The organism is Pseudofrankia asymbiotica, assembly GCF_001983105.1.
GTDB classification, from domain to species: Bacteria; Actinomycetota; Actinomycetes; order Frankiales; family Frankiaceae; genus Pseudofrankia; species Pseudofrankia asymbiotica.
Window position 1 is genome coordinate 1 of sequence record NZ_MOMC01000071.1, and the last position, 18,945, is coordinate 18,945.

Here is an 18,945-nt window from a genome sequence, read left to right on the forward strand (position 1 = left end):
ATGAAGGACCTGCGTAAGGCATTGGGGACGAGCTAAAGCCGGACGGCTTGGTATCTCGGCTGGCTGTGATCGCGGTTGCCGGCCGCACCAGCCGAGCGAAGGCGACCGTCCGGCAGCACCGCCCGGTGTGCCAGTCCGTCGCCCGGGCGGCGCCGGTGCCTATTCCTGTTCGCCGATTCCGGCGTTGGGCCCACGGCCGCGGACCCGTTGGACGTTCACGAGTGACTCCTTGAGCTCGTCGAGCCAGTCCCCGGTGTGGCGTTGCACCAGTCGAACGCACCAGAGCAGGGCGTCGCTGCGGCTTCGTGCCACACCGCCCTCGACGAGCAGGTCGAGCACCTGCCGTTCGGGCTGACGCAGCCTGGTCATCACCGGCGCGGAGACGTTGCTGTAGAGCCCGCGGGTGCCGCCGCACTCCACGCCCCAGGACACCTTCCGCCCGAACTTCGCCTCGGCCTCCCGGGCCACCTCCATCCGATCCTCGCGGGTGCGCTCCCGGAACTCCGCTACGCGGCCCTCGACAGCGGCGCGCCGTTCCGTGTCGGACACGCCCTCGGCGAGCTCAGGCGCCTCGATCCGGCCGACCACGGTGATCTCCTCGCGATCGACCGTCACCTCCACCAGCTCCTGGAACAGGGCCACCGGCAGACGGCCGGTGAACCAGCCACGTACTTCTTCTGTAATCATGTAATCAACCATACCTCGCAACAGGCCAGCGATGCCCGATGAACTCCGATCTGGCTGAGAGAGCCGCCAAGCGCGGCCCGGACCCGGCTCGGCGACGTGGCGGTGCTCAACCAGGTCGTCACCGACGTCGACCGTCACGGCGACGACTGGTGGCTCAGAGAGCTGCTGGCCGCGTTGGCCGAGCACCAGGCCGGTAGGCGGCTGGACCGGGTACCGGGCTGACGGCCGTCACAGGCCGCCTGCTGAGCCGCGCTGGTGTGCGGTTGGCCGGTAGATGGCGAACAGCCGGGACACCTGACCGGGTCCAGCGTCGCCGGCGGCCTGGACCGGTGCGGCGCTCACTATCCGTCAGTCCCGGTAACGAGCGGGCGGCGGCACGGGCGCCGGGCGCTTCAGGTCCTTCAACAGGCGCTGGTTGTAGATCCTGGTCCAGGTGCCATCCTGTGCGGCCGCCGCGAGCACGCCGTTGACGAACCGGGTGAGTTCCGGGTGCGCCTTGCTTATGGCGGCGGCCACCGGCACGTCATCGGGTCCCTGACCGACGATTTCGGTCTCCGGGTCCTGCGCGGCCATTCCGGCCAGCACGATCTCGTCGTTCACCACGGCGTCGACGGAGCCGTTCTGCAACGCCACGAGGCATTCGGCGACGGTGGAGACCGGTACCGGGACGGGCTGTGACGGCGCGTCGACGACCCGTTGGATCGACGTGGTGCCGCTGGCCGCGCAGACCCGGCGGCCGCCGAGGTCCTCCAGCCCGCGGAAACCCGACCCGCGCTGGACAAGGACCGCTTTGGAGGTGCGGAAGTAGACGGACGAGAAGTCCACCTGCGTCAGCCGGTCGCAGGTGACGGTGATCGTCGCGGTGGTCATGTCGACCTTCCCGCTCCGCACCGAGGAGATCCGCTCGGCCGCGGTCAGGGCGTGGAACTTCACGTGCTCGTCCACGTCCACGGGGCCGAAGATCGCCGCCGCGACCAGCTTCGCGACGTCGATCTCGAAGCCCTCGAACTGGTTGGTGTCCGGAGTGAGCGAGTCGAAGGGCGGCGTGTCCGGCCGCACCCCGACCGTCAGGTATCCCCGCTTGGCGATCGTCTCGAGGTAGGAGTCGGGTGGTATCGCGCCGGGGCCCGGAAGGACAGCCGGTGGCCGCAGACTGGCGGTCAGGTCCCCGCACCCGGGCGACGCGGTGGATGCTCCGGGGACCACGAGTGCCGGCGTCGCCGGCGCCGTCATCGGTCGGGCGGCGTCCGGGAGCGGGCTCGACACGGTCCYGCACGCGGCCAGCGAGGCAATGACGAACAGGCCCGTCACGGCCGCCGCAATGGCCCCGGTCTTGGATCTGGACCGCGGACCCATCCCCGGAGCCGGCCTCCCGCCCCGCCATGCTCGTAACGGTCGTCGCCGAGGGCGGCGTGCGTTACTCGCGGTGACCGCTGCCACGATGGAGATCGTAGGTGGCCGCCCAGACGCCGTGACGCGAATGTCGGATGGAGGTCACGACACTGTCGCGGGCGCTGTCAGGTGGAAGCCGGTGCTGGACGTGGCGGGGCGGAGCGGTGCCGGTTCAGATGACCTGGACGGGGTCCTACTAGGCGAGGACTCCGACGTCGAGGAACCCGCGTTCGGGCCCCCGTACGAAGAACGACGGCCCGAAATCCACTCCGCGCAGCCGGAACTCCGGCGCCAGACGGAGCATGGCCTGCAGCGCCACCCTGGCCTCGAGGCGGGCCAGCGGGGCGCCAAGGCACAGGTGCGATCCGTAGCCGAATCCGTAGTGCGCCTGACGCTCGCGACGCACGTCGAACTCCTCGGGCCGCCGCCAACGGAGGGGGTCGCGGTTGGCAGCGGCGATCATCGCGTAGACCATCTCGCCCGGCTTGATCTCGGCGCCGGCGAAGTCGAGGTCTCGGACAGCTATGCGCGGGATCATCTGGACGGTGCTGCGCCAGCGCAGGACCTCCTCGATCGCCGCGGGCATGAGGCTGGGGTCGTTCGCGACGATCGCGCGCTGCTCCGGGTTCGCCTCGAAGGCGAGCAGCGCATTGGAAAGGAGCTTGGCGGTCGTGTCGTAGCCCGCGACCAGCAGGAGCACCGCCGCGGCGCGCACCTCGTCGTCGGACATCGCTCCGCCGTCACCCGAGGCCTTGATCATGGCGGTGAGCCAGTCATCCAGCTGCTCGCGCTTGTGGCGCTCGATCTCCTCGCGCAGGTACTGGTTCAGCTCGGTCGCGGCGGTTCGCAGCGCGGAGCGGGCCTGCTCGTCCTCATGGCCGTAGGACAGATTGGTCACGATGGTGTTCGACCAGCGCCGGAAGTCGCCGTGGCGCTCCTCGGGCACGCCGAGCATCTCGGCGACGATGATCGTCGGCACCATGGTGAAGTCGGCGATGAGGTCGTAGGTGTTGTCGCYGGCGGCCAGGGGCGCGAGCAGCTGCTCGACGACGGCCTCGACGCGCGTTTCCCACTGATCGGTCGCCCGCCGGGTGAACATCGGCGTCAGGCAGCTGCGCAGGCGCTGGTGAACCTCGAGGTCCGTTGTGATCATGGTCGGGGCTTCGAACCACGGTAGGACGCCTGGATCCCGCGGCATCGCCGAGAACCGCTCACCCACATCGGTCAGCACTTCCCGGCAGTCGTCGAACCCCGTCACCATCCAGCCATGGATCACCTCGTTCCACACCGCCCGGCCGACTCCGCGGACCTCCTCGTATAACGGCCACGGATCCTCAATCGCGGCCCGGTCGAAGAAGTTGACGTCAAGCTGCTTCCGGCCCATGTGAACGTCCTCCGCAGGTCGGTGGCACGGTGGTTCCCGCGCACGTACTGGGCGACTGCCCAGCGGAAGGAGACTACCTCTGAAGTGAGCGCTCATCTACTACCCGCGCGGGCGCGGGAAGCGAAGCCTCAGCGCCCGTAGAGGATCTGCATGTTCTCGTAGGCGAAGACCATGACGTCATTCGGGTGATCTACGGCCCCGTCCTGGTCCACGATCTCGTCCCAGTGGTCGACGACGTCCTCGGCGGTCGGTGRCTCCCTGGAGACCCACCCCTTCGCCGTGGTGATGGTGGACCGGGCGAACCGCCCGCCCCAGGCACCCAGGATCTGCCCGGTGCAGGGGCAGGTGCGGTGGGCGAGCACGGCCACCATCGGGCTGACCCGTTCGGGGAGGAAATTGGCCCGGATGTCGTCACCGCTGACGCCCGGGATCTGGTCCATGAACGGGGAGGACGCCCCGGCGATGAGGGCCCCGGGGTTGAGCAGGTTCGCCTTGATCCCATACTGCGCGCCCTCGAGGGCGATGGTCCGGAACATCCCGACCAGGGCGGCGTTGGCCGCGGCGTAGTTGACCTGGGTCGCCATGCCCTGCAGACCCGCGCCCGAGGTCACTCCGACCAGGCGCCCGCCGCCGGCCTGCTTCATGTGCAGATAGGCCGGATGGAAAACGAAGTACGCCGCACGCAGTTTGACGTCGATGACGGCGTCGAAATCAGCCAACGTCATCTCGTCGAACGGCTTCATCAGATAGATGGTCGCATTGGTGACCACCGTGTCCAGGCGTCCCCAGGTAGAAAGAGCCAGGTCGATGATGGCCTGGCCGCCTTCCTCGGTCGCCACCGAGTGGGTGTCGATCGCGGCCTCGCCGCCGCCAGCCCGGATCTCGTCAGCGACTTCCCGAGCGCCGTTGATGTCGTTGACCACGACCTTGGCGCCGCGCCCGGCCAGCTCGAGGGCGTGGGAGCGCCCCATCCCTCGCCCAGCCCCCGTGACGACAGCGACCTCTCCATCGAACCTCAGCGGCTCCGCCATGCTGCGCCCTCCGTCTCGGGTACGCGCAGAACCTAGTGAACGCACGCTCAGCTGGCAATCGGTCGACGTTCGGCCGCCTCCTCCGTGGCCCGCGGATCGGYCGCGAAAACCGGGCGAGCGAGCGAGGGAACGGCGGGGCGGCTCGTCCGCTGGCCGGTCGATGTGCCTTGCGGTGCAGGGATGCCAGGGGGATGACGGCTGCGCTGTGGTCCGCGCTTGGAGGGCGCCCCGGCGGCGACGCCGACATTCCGTGGACTCCGATCAACGTCGTGGCTCATCTTTGGACGTCTGTCGCGCCGTGAGGAGCCCCCAGTGTGTGCGGAGCCGCGATGGCCTGGCGATCAGGCGGCGAGGCGTCCTCCGACATTTCGCTGGATGTGAATGGTCGGCCGTGCCGGATGGAKCGGGTGAGGGTGACGGCGAGCACGATGATCGCGGCAGTGGCGTAGGAGCTGACCCGCAGCGTCCAGGCGTCACCGGGCAGGTCGGTGAACAGGGAGACGTACAAGGGATAGGCGGCCGCGGCGACGGCGAGCCATTCCAGCCGGCCGGCCAGGACGGCGAGCGCGGCCAGCAGGATGCCGTACCAGGGCTGGGCGGGGGTCGCCGTCAGGAAGGCGGCGCCGACAAGCCACAACGCGGCTCGCTCGACCGGCACGCGATCCGGGTCGGAGCGCAGCACGGCGGCTGTGACGGTGGCGAGCACGCCCACCGCGACGGCCTTCGCGGCGGTCCCGTGAATACCGACCCCGGCGAGCAGCAGGAACCGGCTGCCCTGGTCGTATCCCTCGACGTTCAGATACTGCGGGAGGAAGCCGAGGACGCCGGTGCCCACCGCGAGGACGTGCGGAAGGTAGGTCAGCCCGATGACCGCGCCAGCGGCGCACAGCAGGCCGAAGGGCCGGGTCCGGCGCCCCCGCCCCCACCGCACCAGCGCCGGGAGCAGCAGCACCGGGTAGAGCTTCACCGCGACCGCCGCCCCGAGCAGGGCGCCGGCCATCCACACCCGTCCCCGGCTCGGGCGTGTGGTCGTGGTCGGCGGCGCCGCCGCGTCAGGGCCGCCCGCCACGTCCGCGGGCATGGCCGCTGGGGTGGCGGCGGACGTGGCCGCGGGAACAGGAGCGCCGCGCGGCGTCAGGACGGCGACGGCGCCGAGCGCGAGCAGCGCGCCCAGAACGTCCACGTGCGCGTCGGAGCCGACGTCGAGACCGGCGAGTGGCGTCAGGGCGTAGAAGGCGGCGAGGCGCGGATCCCGTCCGCGCGCCGCCAGCATTCTCATGAGCAGGCCGACCAGGGCGAGGGAGGTGAGCGAGGCGTAGAGCTGCAGTTTGTGCTCGCGGGGTGGTCCGCGCAGGAGGTGCACCGCCGTGAAGTAGGCCTGGGCCACCGGCGGGTAGATGGTGTGTGCCCGCGGGTAGTTCAGCCGGGTGCAGCGCGGGCGGGGATGGTCGGCGGTGCACCCGGCCGAGTCGGGGAACAGCCAGTCGTCCCGGACCCCGGCGAGTTCCGGGGCGAGCGGGCCGTAGCGGTAGGGGTCGACGCCGGCGGCCTGCACGCGGCCGTCCCAGGCATAGCGGTAAAGATCGTCGGACAGCCGTGGGCCATGCGTGAGCGCCAAGCCCTGGACCGCGACGGTGGCGGCGAGCAGGAGAACGAGGGCCAGCCGGCGGGGAGCGGCGAGGACGAGCAGGGCGGCCGTGAGCAGGCCGAGCGCCCACCACAGCATGGTCAGGTACAGCAGGGCTGGGCGGCTCACGAGGTAGCCCGGCTGATGCAGCACCGCCGCCTGGACGGCGAGCACGCCCGCGAGTCCCGCGGCCGCCCCGGCCAGCGCCGCCAGGCGCCATGGGCGCCCAGGTTTCCGTGAGTGTCCGGGTTTCCGTGGGCGCCCCAGCTCCCCTGGACGCCCCAGCTCCCGCGGGCGTGCCCGCGCCGCCCGCTCGTCCGGCGGGGTGGGAATGCCCTGGCTTCCGGTGTCGGTCATGGCACTCGGCATGCGGCGAGCCTGGCAGGCATTTCGACCGGYACGGGCCCGCCGGGCCTGGATTTCTCCGTTCCGTAAGGCCTCGCGGACCGTTTTGCCGGGCGATCGGGACCTACGGTGCGTGAGTGCGCGTGCTGACCAGACGATTTCCCCATCCGCCCGCGATCCTGCGGCAGGGCCCGCTGCGTGAGGGCACTTTCTCGAGCCGACTGCATGATCCTCGGGTCGCCGCGCTCCTGGGCATCTGGCTCGGGATCGCGTTCGGGGTGTGCTTCCTGACCGGTCTGGTCTCGCATTTCATGCAGCACCCGCCGTCCTGGCTGGACTGGCCCGCCCGTCCGGTCTGGCTGTACCGGACGACGCAAGGTCTGCACGTGGCCACCGGGCTGGCCAGCGTCCCGCTGCTGCTCGCGAAACTCTGGACCGTTTACCCGAGGCTGTGGGAATGGCCGCCGGTGCGCTCGGCCGCGCACGCGCTGGAGCGGCTGACGATCGTRCCGCTCATCGCGGGCGCCGTCTTTCAGCTCGCCACCGGAATAGCGAACATCGCCCAGTGGTACCGCTTCCGGTTCTTTTTCACGGTCACTCATTACTGGGTCGCCTGGATCACGATCGGCGCGCTGCTGGTGCACGTCGCCGCGAAGCTCGCGGTGGTGCGGGCGAACGTCGGCCCGGGCCGGGCCGGCCGCGCGGGCCTCACCGACCGGCGCAGCGAGCCGGAGCCGCCGGGGGACGGGCTGTCCCGGCGCGGCCTCGGGATCGCCGTCGGCACCGCGGCCGGAGTCATCACGCTGACCACCGCCGGCCAGTTCGTACCCGGGCTGTCCCGGCTCGACCTGCTCGCGCCGCGGCGGCCCGACCTCGGCCCGCAGCGGCTGCCGGTCAACCGGACCGCGGCCGCCGCGAGGGTCACCGCGATCGCCCGCGACCCGAGCTACCGGCTGGAGGTCGTCGGCCCGCGCCCGTTCACCCTCAGCCTCGACGAGCTGCTCGCGTTCGACCATCACACGTCGAAGCTGCCGATCACCTGCGTGGAGGGGTGGGCCGCCGACGCGACCTGGCACGGCCCGCGACTGCGCGATCTGCTCGACACCGCGGGCATCCCACCCGGGGCGACGGTGCGGGTCGAGTCGCTCGAGGCGCGTGGCGGCTACCGCGCCAGCGAGGTGAACCCGTCGCACGCCCGGGACCCGCTGACGCTGCTCGCGACCGGGCTGAACGGTGCCGCGCTCGATCTCGACCACGGATACCCGGCCCGGCTCATCGCCCCCAACCGGCCTGGGGTGTTGCAGACCAAGTGGGTACACCGGGTTGTGATGCTGTGAAGGCGCCGGTGGCCGCGGTCGTGCGCGTCCTGCTCGCGACCGCGGGTCTGGTAGTGATCGGGTACGGCATCCACGGGCTGTTCACRATGACGCGGGCCACGCACCCGCCGCAGGCGGCCCGGTGGCTGATCGGCGGCGTTCTTGTGCACGACCTGGTCATCGTCCCGGTGACCGCCGTGGTGGGGCTCCTGCTGACCAGGTTCGTGCGCGCGCCRTACCGAGCGGTCGTGCAGGGCGCTCTGCTGGTCAGCGCGGCCGTCGCCCTGGCCTCCCTCCCGCTCTGGCGCGGCTACGGTGGCTCACCGGACAACCCGACGGTGAACCCGTTGCCCTACGGGCGGAACCTGGCGATCGTGCTCGGCGCCGTGTGGGCTGCCGCGGTGGCCCTGATCGCCATCCGGGTGATGCGCGCCCGGCGGGCACAGCGGGCGCGGGACGCCACGCCGGCCCCGGCCCCGGCCCCGGTCCGGGACCGGGACCCGGACCCGGACCCGGCCTGAACCCGGACCGCGCGCGGCATCCGGACCGCGCGCGGCATCCGGACCGCGCGCGGTATCGGGAGCGCCGGAGGCTCGCGGCTCATCAGAGATCTACGGCCGGCCCAAGGCGGCGAAGGGCCTGCCCCTACTGCTCCAGGTCTCCGTGAGGACCAGCCCGGCGGCCGAGGCGTGGTGGCGGATCTCCCCGGAGCCGACGAACGCCCAGGGGAAAGATCTCGACATCTGTCCGTCCGGCCCTTCAAGCCGGATGAGCAGCTGACCGGGCGGTGCCGGGTGGGCCTGCAGCTCGACGAGCACCCGACCAGCCGGGCCGAGCAGCTCGGCCGCGCGGGTGAGCAGCCGGCCCGGGTCTCCGCCGATCCCGATGTTGCCGTCGGCCAGCACCAGCGTCGACCAGCGTCCCTCCGCCGGAAGCGGGCCGAAGACGTCGCGGCGCAGGGCGGTCGCCCCGGCCCGGCGGGCGAGCCGCACCGCGAACGCCGCCACGTCGATGCCGAGGGTGGGCACCCCGCGAGCGGCGAGGGCGGCGGCCAGCCGGCCCGGGCCGCAGCCGACGTCGAGGGTCGGACCGGCGCAGCGGCGCAGCAGGGACGCGTCACCCGGAGCCAGGTCGCCGCGCCAGGCGAGCACCGGCAGCAGGTCCCGGCGCCCGTCGGGGTGGCTCACCCACAGCCGGCCGTCCGCGGACCGCAGGGCCGCCTCGTACACCGCGGTCGGTGACCGGCCCTCCGCGCCCCCCGTGGTCGGCGAGCCGCTCCGCGCGACCGGCAGGCTCGGGCCGCCGAGCCGATCGCCCGCCGTGACGGCCGGCCGGCGCCCGGTCGTGGTCGCGGCCACCGCCGTTGTCATCGCCGGACCAGCGGAGGTCATCGCCGCACCAGCGGACGGGCCGCGTCAGTCCCGGCCTCGCTGGTCCGAGCCTCACCGGTCAGGACGGTCCGCACGGCCGCCGCGAACCGCCCGTGGGGGACGAGCCGCGCGACCTCGTCGGCGTCGGCGGCCGTGTCGACGTCCCGCAGGACAGGTAGCGCCGCGACCCGCAGGCCGGCTTGGGCCAGCCGTTCCCGCTGGCGGGCGCCGGTGTCCGGCCGGGAGGTGGCGACCCCGCGCAGCAGGCGGCCGTCGGGGCGGCGCAGGCCGAGCGCCCACCACCCGCCGTCGGCGGCGGGGCCGAACACCGCGTCGGTGCGGGCCAGGGCGCGGCAGGCGTCGGCGAGCAGCGCCGGGGTCACCTGCGGGGTGTCCATGCCGATGAGGAGCGCCGGGCCGGCGGCGGCGTCGAACGCGGCGGCAAGCCGGGCGTCGAACGGTCCCCGGGCTTGCGGGACCGACTCGATCGGCGTCCGCAGCCACGGCCCGACCGCGCCGTCGAGCACGAGGACGGCTCTGACCGGACCGATGCCGGGAAGCCGGGTAAGGCGGCTGACGGCGGTCAACGTGTCCGCGAGGGCGGCCTCGGCCACGGCGGCGGCCTGAGCCGAGGTGAACGGCGGCGTCAGCCGGGTCTTCACCCGGCCGGGGACCGGTTCCTTCGCCATCACCAGCAGCGTCACCGCGGGAGCCGGCTCCCCGGGCCACCGAGGAGAGGTCATCGCAGGCTCGCCAGCGCGGCCGTCATGTCCCGCACCGTGCGGGCCGTGCCGAGCGGCGTCCCGGTCACCTTCGACCGGCCGACCCGGGGGTGGTAGTCGACGTCCGTCTCGACGATGCGCCAGCTGGCCTGGGCGGCGCGCAGCAGGAGCTCCAGCGGGTAGCCGAAGCGGCGGTCGGTGATCGGCAGGCCCAGCAGCTCCTCGCGCCGGGCGGCTCGCATCGGCCCCAGGTCGTGGACTCCGACGCCGCGACGGCGCAGCCGCTGGGCGACGATCGCGTTGCCGAGGCGGGCGTGCGGCGGCCAGGCCCGGGCGGAGGTTGGCCGGCGGCGTCCCAGGGCCAGGTCGGCGCGTCCGGCCGTCAGCTCGGCGACGAGCCGGGGAAGCTGCGCGGGGTCCAGGGACGCGTCGGCGTCGCATACGCAGACCACGTCGGCGTCCGCCGCGAGCAGGCCCGCCTGCACCGCCGCCCCATAGCCACGCCGCGGCACGTCGACGACCACGGCGCCCCGCTCGCGGGCCAGCCGCGCCGAACCGTCGCGGGAGCCGTTGTCGGCCACGACGGCGCGATATCCGGGCGGTATCCGGTCGAGGACCCAGGGCAGTGCCTCGGCCTCGTCCAGGCAGGGGAGYACGACGTCGACCGACACCGACCCCTGGTGACTTTGCGTGATCATGGTCGCGACTCTAGTGACTGTCCGCCAACATCGACCCTTACCGAACGAGGAAATCGGTGGGCAGACGACCATCACCCCGGGGCCGGCCCGGATCTGCTTACGAACCCGTGACGGCCTGCCCAGCGCCGTCCGTATCGGGCGCCGGCGACCTATGGTGGCGGTGTGCCCCGTGTCCTCGTGGTCGATGACGACGCCACCGTGGCCGAGGTCGTCGACCGTTACCTGCGCAACGCCGGATTCGACGTCGACCGGGCCGCGGACGGCCCCGCGGCACTGCGGGCGGCCGAGGCCACCGCCCCTGACCTCGTGGTCCTGGACCTGATGCTCCCCGGTCTCGACGGCATCGAGGTCTGCCGCCGGTTGCGGGAACGGGCTCCCGTCCCCGTGATCATGCTTACCGCCCGCGGCGAGGAGGCCGACCGCATCGCCGGCCTCGAGTGCGGCGCGGACGACTACGTGACCAAGCCGTTCTCCCCACGGGAGCTCACGCTGCGGGTGCGGTCCGTGCTGCGCCGGGCGAGCGAACCATCGCCGGCCGGGTCCGGAGTCCTGCGTGCCGGCACCCTCGTCATCGACGCGGCCGCCCGCACCGCCACCCGTCACGGCGTCCCGCTCGGGCTCACCGTCCGCGAGTTCGACCTGCTGGTGTTCCTGCTGCGCCACCCCGGCCGCGCCCTTACCCGCGCTGAGCTGCTGGAACAGGTCTGGGGCTGGACCTACGGCGACCCGTCGACCGTCACCGTGCACATCCGCCGGCTGCGGGAGAAGATCGAGGACGACCCGACGGCTCCTCGGCTGCTGGTCACCGTGTGGGGCGTCGGCTACCGGTATGACCCGCCGGGCGCGGCCGACCCGGATCCGGCGCGCGGGCCCCTCGCCACTGATGCGTAGCCCCGGCTGGCCGGCCAGAGGGCTGCTCGGACCGATCGGACCGATGGGTGGACCCCGCCGGTCGGCCAGAAGGGAGACGCTGTCATGAGCGCGGACCTGCAGGTCGTCGGCATCGCCCTGGCCTGCTCGGCGGTGGCCGCGCTGACCGGCGTCCCGCTGCTTCGCCTGCTGCGCGCCCGGCCGCTGTGGGCCACCGCGGGCGTGCTCTGCGTCGTTCCGATCCTGGCCGTCGCGGCCGGCGTGGCCGGCACCGCCCGCGCCATGTTCCTCTCGCACCACGACCTACGGGTCGTGCTGATCGTCGTCGCCGTCTCCGCGGTGGTCGCGACCGCGTCGGCGGTGCGCCTCGGCCGGCCGGTCGTCGCGGCCACAGGTTCACTGACCCGCGCGGCGGACACGCTGGGCGACCCGGTCTACCAGCGAGCCGACCGGATTCCGACGGCCGAGCTCACCGCCCTGGCGCGCACGCTCGACGCGACCCACGTACGCCTCGTCGAGGCGCGCGCACGCGAACGCGCGCTGGAAGCCAGCCGACGCGAGCTGGTGGCCTGGATCAGCCACGACCTGCGCACGCCGCTGGCCGGGATCCGGGCGACGGCGGAAGCACTMTCGGACGGCCTGGTCACGGACGCGGGGACGACGGCGCGTTACCACCGGCAGATGCTCGCCGACGCCGAGCGGCTGACTGGCATGGTCGACGACCTCTTCGAGCTCGCCCGGCTCCAGGCCGGAGCGCTCCAGCTGGCGTTGGAGAAGGTCTCCCTCGCCGACATCGTGTCCGACGCCGTCGCCACCGTCGATCCCATCGCCCGCGCCAGGAGGGTCGTCGTCACCGGCAACGCCGACGACGCCGTCTACGTCGACGCGGACGCCACCCAGGTCAGCCGGGCGCTGATCAACCTGCTGGTCAACGCCATCCGCCACACCCCCGACGACGGCACGGTCGAGGTCCAGGTCGGGCGGACGGGCGGCGCGTCGCGCGCCGGCGACGGCGGCGGAAACGGGGGCGCGGACGGCGGCGGGGACGGAGCGGCGGCTGGCGGCCGGGCGATCGTCGCGGTCGCCGACCGGTGCGGCGGCATCCCCACCGAAGACCTGCCCCGGGTGTTCGACCTCGGCTTCCGGGGAGAGACCGCGCGTACCCCCGGTGACGGTGGCGATCATCCTCATCAGCCGCGGGTACGGTCCGGCATCGGGCTGGCGATCGTGCGAGGCATCGTGGAGGCCCACGGCGGCGACGTCACCGTCCACAACCAGCACGGCGGCTGCCGCTTCGTCGTCGCCCTCCCGGCCGCCTGAGCCCGTCGGCCTGCGTGAGCCCCTCGGCCTGACCTCCTCCGGAGGAGCAGGCTTCCGCGGCTCGTAAGATCCGGCCGGCCCCAGCGCGGCTAGCGTCGCGGACATGCGGGTTCTTGTCACCGGCGGTGCCGGCTTCATCGGTTCCCATGTCGTCGACGCGCTGGTCGGCGAGGGACATTCCGTTCGGGTGTTCGACGCCCTGCTTCCAGCCGTGCACCGCACGAAACCCTCAGTCAACGATGCCGCCGAGTTCATCGTCGGCGACGTGACCGACCAGGCCGCCGTGGACTCGGCGCTCCGCGGAGTGGACGCCGTCTGCCACCAGGCCGCCATGGTCGGTCTCGGGGTCGATCTTGACGACCTGCCCGTCTACACCACCCACAACGACCTTGGCACCGCGGTCCTGCTCGCCGCGATGGCCCGCCGTGGCGTAGGGCGGCTCGTGCTGGCCAGCTCGATGGTCGTCTACGGCGAAGGCGGATACCGCTGCGCGGCCGACGGGCCGGTGCGCCCGGGCCCCCGGCGACCAGCCGACCTGGACAGGGGCAGGTTCGAACCGCCCTGCCCGCGCTGCGGCGAGCCGTTGCGATCGACGCCCGTCACCGAGGACGCGCCGCTGGATCCGAGAAGTGTCTACGCGGCCACCAAGGTCGCTCAGGAACACCTCGCCGCCGCCTGGGCCATGGCCACCGGCGGCACCGTCCTGGCGCTGCGCTACCACAACGTCTATGGCCCCCGGATGCCTCGGGACACGTTCTACGCCGGCGTCGCGTCAATCTTCCGAAGCGCCCTGGAGCGGGGCGAACCGCCCCGGGTGTTCGAGGACGGCGGCCAGCTCCGCGACTTCGTCCACGTCCACGACGTCGCCCGCGCCAACCTGGCGGCGCTTGAGCACGGTTCGACGCCCGGCCGACTCACGCCTGGCCAGCTGGTCCCGGCCAACGTCGGCTCCGGCCGACCCCACACGGTCGGCGAGATGGCGTCCGCGCTGGCCGCCGCCTTCGGCGGACCCGCGCCCATCGTCACCGGCCAGTACCGGGCTGGCGACGTCCGGCACATAGTCGCCTCGTCCGACCGCGCCCACGATCTCCTCGGCTACCAGGCCGCGGTCACCTTCACCGAGGGCATGACCGCCTTCGCCCATGACCCGCTACGCGGGTGAAGCCCGAAGCCCGAAGCCGGAAGCCCGAAGCCCGAAGCCGGAAGCCCGAAGCCCGAAGCCGGAAGCCGGAAGCCGGAAGCCGGAAGCCCGAAGCCGGAAGCCGAGCGACTTCGACGCGGAACCATCAGTCCGCGTTCCGTCGGTGGATGCTGACGGCGTATCCGGCAGTGCCGACGAGCCTCAGGGGCTCGTCGGCACTGCCGGGCACATCCCACGTCGCGAGCCGCCGCTCGAGCGTCAGGCCGGCGGCCTGGCACCAGGCGTCGTACTCCGCCAGACCGAACGGGGCTTCGGGGAGAGGTAGATGAGCCGTGTCGAGACCGAACCCGGCGACGAGCAGACCGTGAGGTGCGAGCCGTTGGGCAAGGCCGCGCATCACCGAGGCTTCCGTTCCCGGCGACACCAGGGGGATCACGTTTCCGGCCGCGACGATGAGGTCGAACGGCCCATCGGCGGCGACGGGAGCGTGGGATGGGTCAGGCCGGTCTCGTCCGGCCGAGCGGTCCAGGGCCGCGAGGTCCGCGTGAATCCAGGTGACCTGCGTCGAACGAGCCCTGGCGGTGTCGAGCATCGACGGGTCATTGTCCACGCCTACGCAGTGGTAGCCCGACTCGGCCAGCCGGATGGCGACTCGTCCCGTGCCGCATCCGGCATCGAGGACGCGGGAACCTGGGGGCACCAGAGCGGCGCACAGCCGCGCTTCGCCATGGACGTCGGTGCCCTGGGCCGCGAGCCGGTCAAACCGGTCCGCGTAAAGCTGGCCTGACCTGCCGCCTGTCAACGACGACCAGCGACTCGGTCCACCTGCGCCAGCGCCGTCCGAGTCCATCCCTCAGCTATACAGCAACCGAGCCCAGCCTCGCGCCGGAGCGTCCTGTTCTCGAGCACCGCGAGGCCAAGGCCGCGGATCAGTCCTGCGGCTCGCCCGCCGCCGTGGCCGAGCGCGCGGCGACGATCCGGCCGAGCTCCCGTTCGACCGTCGCGGTCATCAGGCCGGACTGATCCGCCGAAGCGGCGGATCACCGGGCGCCGGAGGTCGTCGCACTCGGCACCTTGAAAGATTTCTCGGCCCCATGAGCATCAGGCCGAGCGCTGGCGCGTCGTTTCTGAAGTGCGACCACCACCGCCTTCCCGGGCGCCGGACCCAGCCTCGGGAGCCAGYGCCGCCGCGGTCACCGTGCCCGGTTCGGCCCTGTCCGGAGATCCTCGGTCTGTGCGGACCGGGGACGACGCTCACGACGAGGTCGCGGCACTGTTCCTGGAGCACAGGCGCGGGCTGCTGCGGCTCGCGGTGCTGCTGCTCGACGACGAGCGCGTCGCCGAGGACGTCGTCCAGGACGCGTTCGCCGGGCTGCTGCGGCAGTGGCCGCGGCTGCGTGACCGGGACCGGGCGGCGGGCTATCTGCGCACGAGCGTCATCAATCGTTCCCGCAGTCAGTTGCGCCGTCGGCTGGTGGCCCGCCGCACCGGGTTGCGGTACGAGCCGCCAGCCGCCTCGGCGGAGGCGAACGCGCTGCTTGGCGAGGATCGTCGCGCCGTGCTGGCCGCGTTGCGCCGGTTGCCGCCGCGCCGTCAGGTCGTGCTGGTGCTGCGCTACTACTCCGAACTCTCCGATGACGAAATCGCCGAAACGCTGGGGATCTCCCCGCACACCGTCCGCTCGACCGCGAGCCGGGCCGCCCGCGCGCTCGGCGAGCTGCTTGGCGAGGAGGACTGGTGAGCATCACCGAGGACCGGCTCCGCGACGCGCTGACCGCCCGAGCCGAACCGATCACGGGCGACCAGCTGACCCTCAAGGCCGGCCGGCCCGCCCCGCCCGCTGCCGATGGCCCTGCTTCCGCCTCGAGGCGCCCGCGCTGGCTGCTCCCGGCGGTCGCCGCGGCCGTCGTCCTGCTGCTCGTCGCGAGCGCCGCCGTGCTGCCTCGCCTGGTCGGCGGCCGGTCAACACAGGCTCCGGCCCACACCTTCAACGCCACGCCGACAACCACGCCGGCGGCCGCGCCCTCCGCCTCGATGCCCGCGGGGCCGAGGGCACAAGGGACGATAGGCATACCCACGCTCCCGGCCCTTGTGCCCGCGTCCGACCTGCCTCCCTCAACCGCCCGCTACCTCGTCAGGCTGGACGGGGCGGCGAAGCCCTCGCTCGTGGTGGTCGACGCGACGACCAGCGCGGTCAGCGCGAAGCACGCACTACCGACCGGAGGCCGTCCGGCGACGGTCGCGGCTTCACCGGACCCGCTCACGTTCTACGTCGCCACCACGGATCCGTTTCTTTACCGGCTGACCCTGGACGCGGCTGGCCGGGTCAGGTCACTGACCAGGCTCGATTTTCGTTTTCCGGCCGGCGCGGACGAGAGCTGGCTCGCCGTCTCGCCGGACGGCCGCGATATCGCGGTCCCTATGCGGCTCCAGCCCGCGGCCCCGAGCACTCGCACGGCCGCGGTGATGGGCATCGACGTCGTGCGCATCGCCGACGGGCAGGTCGAGAAGTCGTTCACGAACAGCTACCCCGGTTATATGACGGATCTGAGCTGGGCGGCGGACGGACGGCAACTCGCCTACCAGGTCGACGGGATCCTCCAGCCGCCCAGACCCGTCCCGCCGGCGAGTCCGCCGACAGCGCACGCCGGGGTGTGGATCCTGGACGTCAGCGGGGCCGGTGACCTGTTTGCCCGCTCCCGCCAGGTGGTGAACGGCCAGTTGGCAGTCGGGAACTCGGTGATCCGGCCGATCCTCAGACCCGATGGCCGTTCCCTTTACGCGATCGGTGCTTCGTTGCCCGTAAAGCGCTCCAGCGAGTTCCCCCACATGCCCCACCAGACCTGGCTGCTTGAGATGTCCGCGCCCAGTGGCGGAGGAATGACGAGGGTCATCTTCGGCGTGTTGTCGGACCCGGGCACGGCCGGGGCAGGGCCGGTGCTTCACGAGCTGGCGCTCGACCCGGCCGGCCGGCAGGTGATCATGATCGAGGACTCCGACCTCGGCCATGCCTACCGCGTCGACGTCGCCACCGGCAAGGGTGCTCACCTCGCGATCGACGCGGTCCCGGGCAACCAGCGGGGAAAGAACCTCTTCGCCTGGTGAGGTCCGACCGGTGGTCGCGGCGGGGCGGGCTCGCCGGGCCGCGACCGCCGAGCCGCCGGCGGGCTACTCGACGGTGACGGACTTCGCGAGGTTGCGGGGGCGGTCGACGTCGTGGCCAAGCGTCACGGCGGCGTGGTAGGCGAGTAGCTGCAGGGGGATGCCGAGCAGGATCGGGTCCAGTTCGCGCTCGTTGCGCGGGACGACGAGCACCTCGTCGGCGGACGCCTTCAGCTCGAGGTCATGGCCCACGGCGAGGACCTGGCCGTCGCGTGCCTTCACCTCGGCGACCGTTCCCAGGTTCTTGTCCCGCAGCTCGTCGTCGGGGATGACCGCGACGACGGGCCGGTCGGGGGAGATCAGCGCGAGCGGGCCGTGCTTGAGCTCGGACGCCGGATAGGCCTCGGCGTGCAGGTACGCGACCTCCTTGAGCTTCAGCGCGCCCTCCGAGGCCACGACCGCGCCGCGGACCCGGCCGACGTACAGCATTCCGGGGTAGGAGGCCCAGCGGGCCGCGACGTCGCGGATCCGCTCCTCGGACGCGAGGATCTCGGTGATCTGGCCGGGCAGCGCCCGCAGTCCGGCGATCAGCCGCCGCCCGTCGGCGGGGGACAGGTCCCGCACCCGGCCCAGGTGCAGCGCGAGAAGCGCGAACGCGACCGCCGTCGCCGTGTAGGTCTTCGTGGACGTCACCGACACCTCCGGCCCGGCGTGCAGGTAGATGCCGCTGCCGCACTCCCGGGCGATCGCGCTGCCGACCTTGCCGACGACGCCGACGACCCGGCCGCCCTTGCGCTGGACCTCCTGGACCGCGGCGAGCGTGTCGTAGGTCTCCCCGGACTGGCTGACCGCGACATACAGCGTGTCCGGCTCGATGACCGGGTTGCGGTAGCGGAACTCGGCGGCCGGCTCGGCGACGGCGGGGATGCGGGCGACCTCCTCCACGAGCTGCGCGCCGAGCCGGCCCGCGAGGTAGGCGGAGCCACAGCCGAGGATGACGACCCGGCGGATCTCCCGGGTCTCCCGTGGGGAGAGGCCGAGGCCGCCGAGGTGCGCGGTGGCGAACCGGTCGTCGATCCGGCCGGTGAGAGCCCGTTCGACGGCGGCGGGCTGCTCGTGGATCTCCTTGTGCATCCAGTGCGGGTGCTGGCCGAGCTCGTAGGCCATCGGCTCGACGTCGACTACCTCGGGCACCCGGCTCGCCGGCGCCCCGTCACGGTGGACCTCGTAGCCGCCGGCGCGCAGGACCGCCAGGTCACCGTCCTGCAGGTGGACGACGCGGCGGGTATGGGTCACCAGCGCGGACAGGTCGGAGGCGGCCAGCACCTCGCGGTCCCCGACGCCGAGCAGCAGCGGGCTGCCGTTGCGGGCGACGACGATCTCGTCGGGCCGGGTCGCGTCCAGCACAGCGATGCCGTAGGTACCGGCGATCTGGCCGAGCGTGACCCGGACCGCGTCGGCGAGTCCCCGCTCACCCGCGGCGAGCTCTCGGGCGATCAGGTGCGCGAGCACCTCGGTGTCCGTGTCGGAGGCGAACACGACGCCCTCCGCGGTGAGCCGGGTACGCAGCTCCACGGCGTTCTCGACGATCCCGTTGTGCACGACGGCGACCCGGCCCGCGGTGTCGAGATGTGGGTGCGCGTTGGCGTCGCTGGGCACGCCGTGGGTCGCCCAGCGGGTATGCCCGACAGCGGTCGTCGCCGTCAGCCGTTTCGGCAGCCGCGCGGCGAGGTCGTCGACGCGGCCGGCCGCCTTGTGCACCGCCAGCCTGTCGCCGCGGTCCGGGATGGCGAGACCGGCCGAGTCGTAGCCGCGGTACTCCAACCGCCGCAGCCCGTCGACGACGAGAGGAACGGCCGGCCGGCGGCCGATGTAGGCGACGATCCCGCACATGTGATCTGTCCCTTCCAGGGTGCTGGCGGACGTCGAGACGTCCTGAG

General features: G+C 72.6%; 18 protein-coding genes. 8 read left to right on the forward strand and 10 right to left on the reverse strand.

Annotated features, from left to right (window positions below; translation table 11 throughout):
* Positions 1 to 159: 159 nt before the first annotated feature.
* The gene (locus BL253_RS30580; protein WP_076818684.1) at positions 160 to 687 is read right to left on the reverse strand and encodes a hypothetical protein; all 528 of its coding nucleotides are present in this window, start codon (positions 685 to 687) and stop codon (positions 160 to 162) included.
* Between the two features lie 96 nt (positions 688 to 783).
* Here BL253_RS30580 and BL253_RS44905 point away from each other — a divergent pair, with 96 nt between their 5' ends.
* Positions 784 to 909: a hypothetical protein gene (locus tag BL253_RS44905; protein ID WP_274535227.1), complete on the forward strand. Its 126-nt coding sequence runs from the start codon at positions 784 to 786 to the stop codon at positions 907 to 909.
* A 126-nt stretch (positions 910 to 1,035) separates the two neighbouring features.
* On the opposite strand, the gene BL253_RS30585 is transcribed toward BL253_RS44905, so the two are convergent.
* The 4 genes from BL253_RS30585 to BL253_RS30600 all read right to left on the reverse strand — a co-directional run bounded on the left by BL253_RS30585 (position 1,036) and on the right by BL253_RS30600 (position 6,478).
* A complete protein-coding gene (locus tag BL253_RS30585) occupies positions 1,036 to 1,998 on the reverse strand; it encodes a glutamate ABC transporter substrate-binding protein (RefSeq protein WP_241835290.1) in 963 nt (320 codons plus the stop codon).
* A gap of 277 nt (positions 1,999 to 2,275) precedes the next feature.
* On the reverse strand, positions 2,276 to 3,463 hold the full coding sequence (locus tag BL253_RS30590; protein WP_076820786.1) for a cytochrome P450: 1,188 nt from the start codon (positions 3,461 to 3,463) through the stop codon (positions 2,276 to 2,278).
* A gap of 128 nt (positions 3,464 to 3,591) precedes the next feature.
* Positions 3,592 to 4,494: an SDR family NAD(P)-dependent oxidoreductase gene (locus BL253_RS30595; protein ID WP_081438860.1), complete on the reverse strand. Its 903-nt coding sequence runs from the start codon at positions 4,492 to 4,494 to the stop codon at positions 3,592 to 3,594.
* A 274-nt stretch (positions 4,495 to 4,768) separates the two neighbouring features.
* On the reverse strand, positions 4,769 to 6,478 hold the full coding sequence (locus tag BL253_RS30600) for a hypothetical protein (RefSeq protein ID WP_241835291.1): 1,710 nt from the start codon (positions 6,476 to 6,478) through the stop codon (positions 4,769 to 4,771).
* Positions 6,479 to 6,603: 125 nt separating this feature from the next.
* Between BL253_RS30600 and BL253_RS30605 the strand changes: the two genes are divergently transcribed.
* Positions 6,604 to 7,803 (forward strand): molybdopterin-dependent oxidoreductase, encoded by a 1,200-nt coding sequence (locus BL253_RS30605; RefSeq protein WP_076820788.1) that lies wholly within the window; start codon positions 6,604 to 6,606, stop codon positions 7,801 to 7,803.
* An 8-nt stretch (positions 7,804 to 7,811) separates the two neighbouring features.
* The gene (locus BL253_RS30610; RefSeq protein ID WP_241835292.1) at positions 7,812 to 8,303 is read left to right on the forward strand and encodes a hypothetical protein; all 492 of its coding nucleotides are present in this window, start codon (positions 7,812 to 7,814) and stop codon (positions 8,301 to 8,303) included.
* A 90-nt stretch (positions 8,304 to 8,393) separates the two neighbouring features.
* Here BL253_RS30610 and BL253_RS30615 read toward each other — a convergent pair whose 3' ends face one another.
* Genes BL253_RS30615 through BL253_RS30625 form a run of 3 tightly spaced genes read right to left on the reverse strand, consistent with a single transcriptional unit; the run spans position 8,394 to position 10,572 of the window.
* On the reverse strand, positions 8,394 to 9,173 hold the full coding sequence (locus BL253_RS30615; protein ID WP_241835293.1) for a methyltransferase domain-containing protein: 780 nt from the start codon (positions 9,171 to 9,173) through the stop codon (positions 8,394 to 8,396).
* On the reverse strand, positions 9,170 to 9,895 hold the full coding sequence (locus tag BL253_RS30620) for a TIGR04282 family arsenosugar biosynthesis glycosyltransferase (protein WP_076820789.1): 726 nt from the start codon (positions 9,893 to 9,895) through the stop codon (positions 9,170 to 9,172). Before BL253_RS30620 ends, BL253_RS30615 begins: the two co-directional genes overlap by 4 nt.
* Positions 9,892 to 10,572, reverse strand: coding sequence for a glycosyltransferase family 2 protein (locus BL253_RS30625; protein WP_076820790.1), 681 nt, complete (start codon positions 10,570 to 10,572; stop codon positions 9,892 to 9,894). Before BL253_RS30625 ends, BL253_RS30620 begins: the two co-directional genes overlap by 4 nt.
* A gap of 162 nt (positions 10,573 to 10,734) precedes the next feature.
* Here BL253_RS30625 and BL253_RS30630 point away from each other — a divergent pair, with 162 nt between their 5' ends.
* The 3 genes from BL253_RS30630 (at position 10,735) to BL253_RS30640 (ending at position 13,924) form a co-directional block, all read left to right on the forward strand.
* A complete protein-coding gene (locus BL253_RS30630) occupies positions 10,735 to 11,463 on the forward strand; it encodes a response regulator transcription factor (protein WP_076820791.1) in 729 nt (242 codons plus the stop codon).
* 84 nt (positions 11,464 to 11,547) lie between these two features.
* Positions 11,548 to 12,762: a sensor histidine kinase gene (locus BL253_RS30635; RefSeq protein WP_076820792.1), complete on the forward strand. Its 1,215-nt coding sequence runs from the start codon at positions 11,548 to 11,550 to the stop codon at positions 12,760 to 12,762.
* Between the two features lie 103 nt (positions 12,763 to 12,865).
* A complete protein-coding gene (locus BL253_RS30640; RefSeq protein WP_076820793.1) occupies positions 12,866 to 13,924 on the forward strand; it encodes an NAD-dependent epimerase/dehydratase family protein in 1,059 nt (352 codons plus the stop codon).
* 124 nt (positions 13,925 to 14,048) lie between these two features.
* On the opposite strand, the gene BL253_RS30645 is transcribed toward BL253_RS30640, so the two are convergent.
* Positions 14,049 to 14,705: a class I SAM-dependent DNA methyltransferase gene (locus BL253_RS30645; protein WP_241835294.1), complete on the reverse strand. Its 657-nt coding sequence runs from the start codon at positions 14,703 to 14,705 to the stop codon at positions 14,049 to 14,051.
* Between the two features lie 432 nt (positions 14,706 to 15,137).
* Between BL253_RS30645 and BL253_RS30650 the strand changes: the two genes are divergently transcribed.
* Both BL253_RS30650 and BL253_RS30655 read left to right on the forward strand, forming a co-directional pair.
* Positions 15,138 to 15,644: a SigE family RNA polymerase sigma factor gene (locus BL253_RS30650; RefSeq protein ID WP_241835295.1), complete on the forward strand. Its 507-nt coding sequence runs from the start codon at positions 15,138 to 15,140 to the stop codon at positions 15,642 to 15,644.
* Positions 15,641 to 17,008 carry a hypothetical protein gene (locus BL253_RS30655; RefSeq protein WP_076820795.1) on the forward strand — a complete coding sequence of 456 codons (1,368 nt, stop codon included), beginning with the start codon at positions 15,641 to 15,643 and terminating at the stop codon, positions 17,006 to 17,008. The genes BL253_RS30650 and BL253_RS30655 overlap by 4 nt, the downstream gene beginning before the upstream one ends.
* Positions 17,009 to 17,071: 63 nt before the next feature.
* Here the strand turns inward: BL253_RS30655 and glmS are convergent, their stop codons facing one another.
* Positions 17,072 to 18,898, reverse strand: a complete 1,827-nt coding sequence (gene glmS / locus BL253_RS30660; RefSeq protein ID WP_076820796.1) for a glutamine--fructose-6-phosphate transaminase (isomerizing) — start codon at positions 18,896 to 18,898, stop codon at positions 17,072 to 17,074.
* Positions 18,899 to 18,945: the final 47 nt, after the last annotated feature.

Bases quoted from the DNA above. Each gene is read 5' to 3' on its own strand.
- BL253_RS30580 (WP_076818684.1), bottom strand. From the start codon at position 687: ATGATTACAGAAGAAGTACGTGGCTGGTTCACCGGCCGTCTGCCGGTG.
- BL253_RS30615 (WP_241835293.1), bottom strand. From the start codon at position 9,173: ATGACCTCCGCTGGTCCGGCGATGACAACGGCGGTGGCCGCGACCACG.
- BL253_RS30620 (WP_076820789.1), bottom strand. From the start codon at position 9,895: ATGACCTCTCCTCGGTGGCCCGGGGAGCCGGCTCCCGCGGTGACGCTG.
- BL253_RS30640 (WP_076820793.1), top strand. From the start codon at position 12,866: ATGCGGGTTCTTGTCACCGGCGGTGCCGGCTTCATCGGTTCCCATGTC.
- glmS (WP_076820796.1), bottom strand. From the start codon at position 18,898: ATGTGCGGGATCGTCGCCTACATCGGCCGCCGGCCGGCCGTTCCTCTC.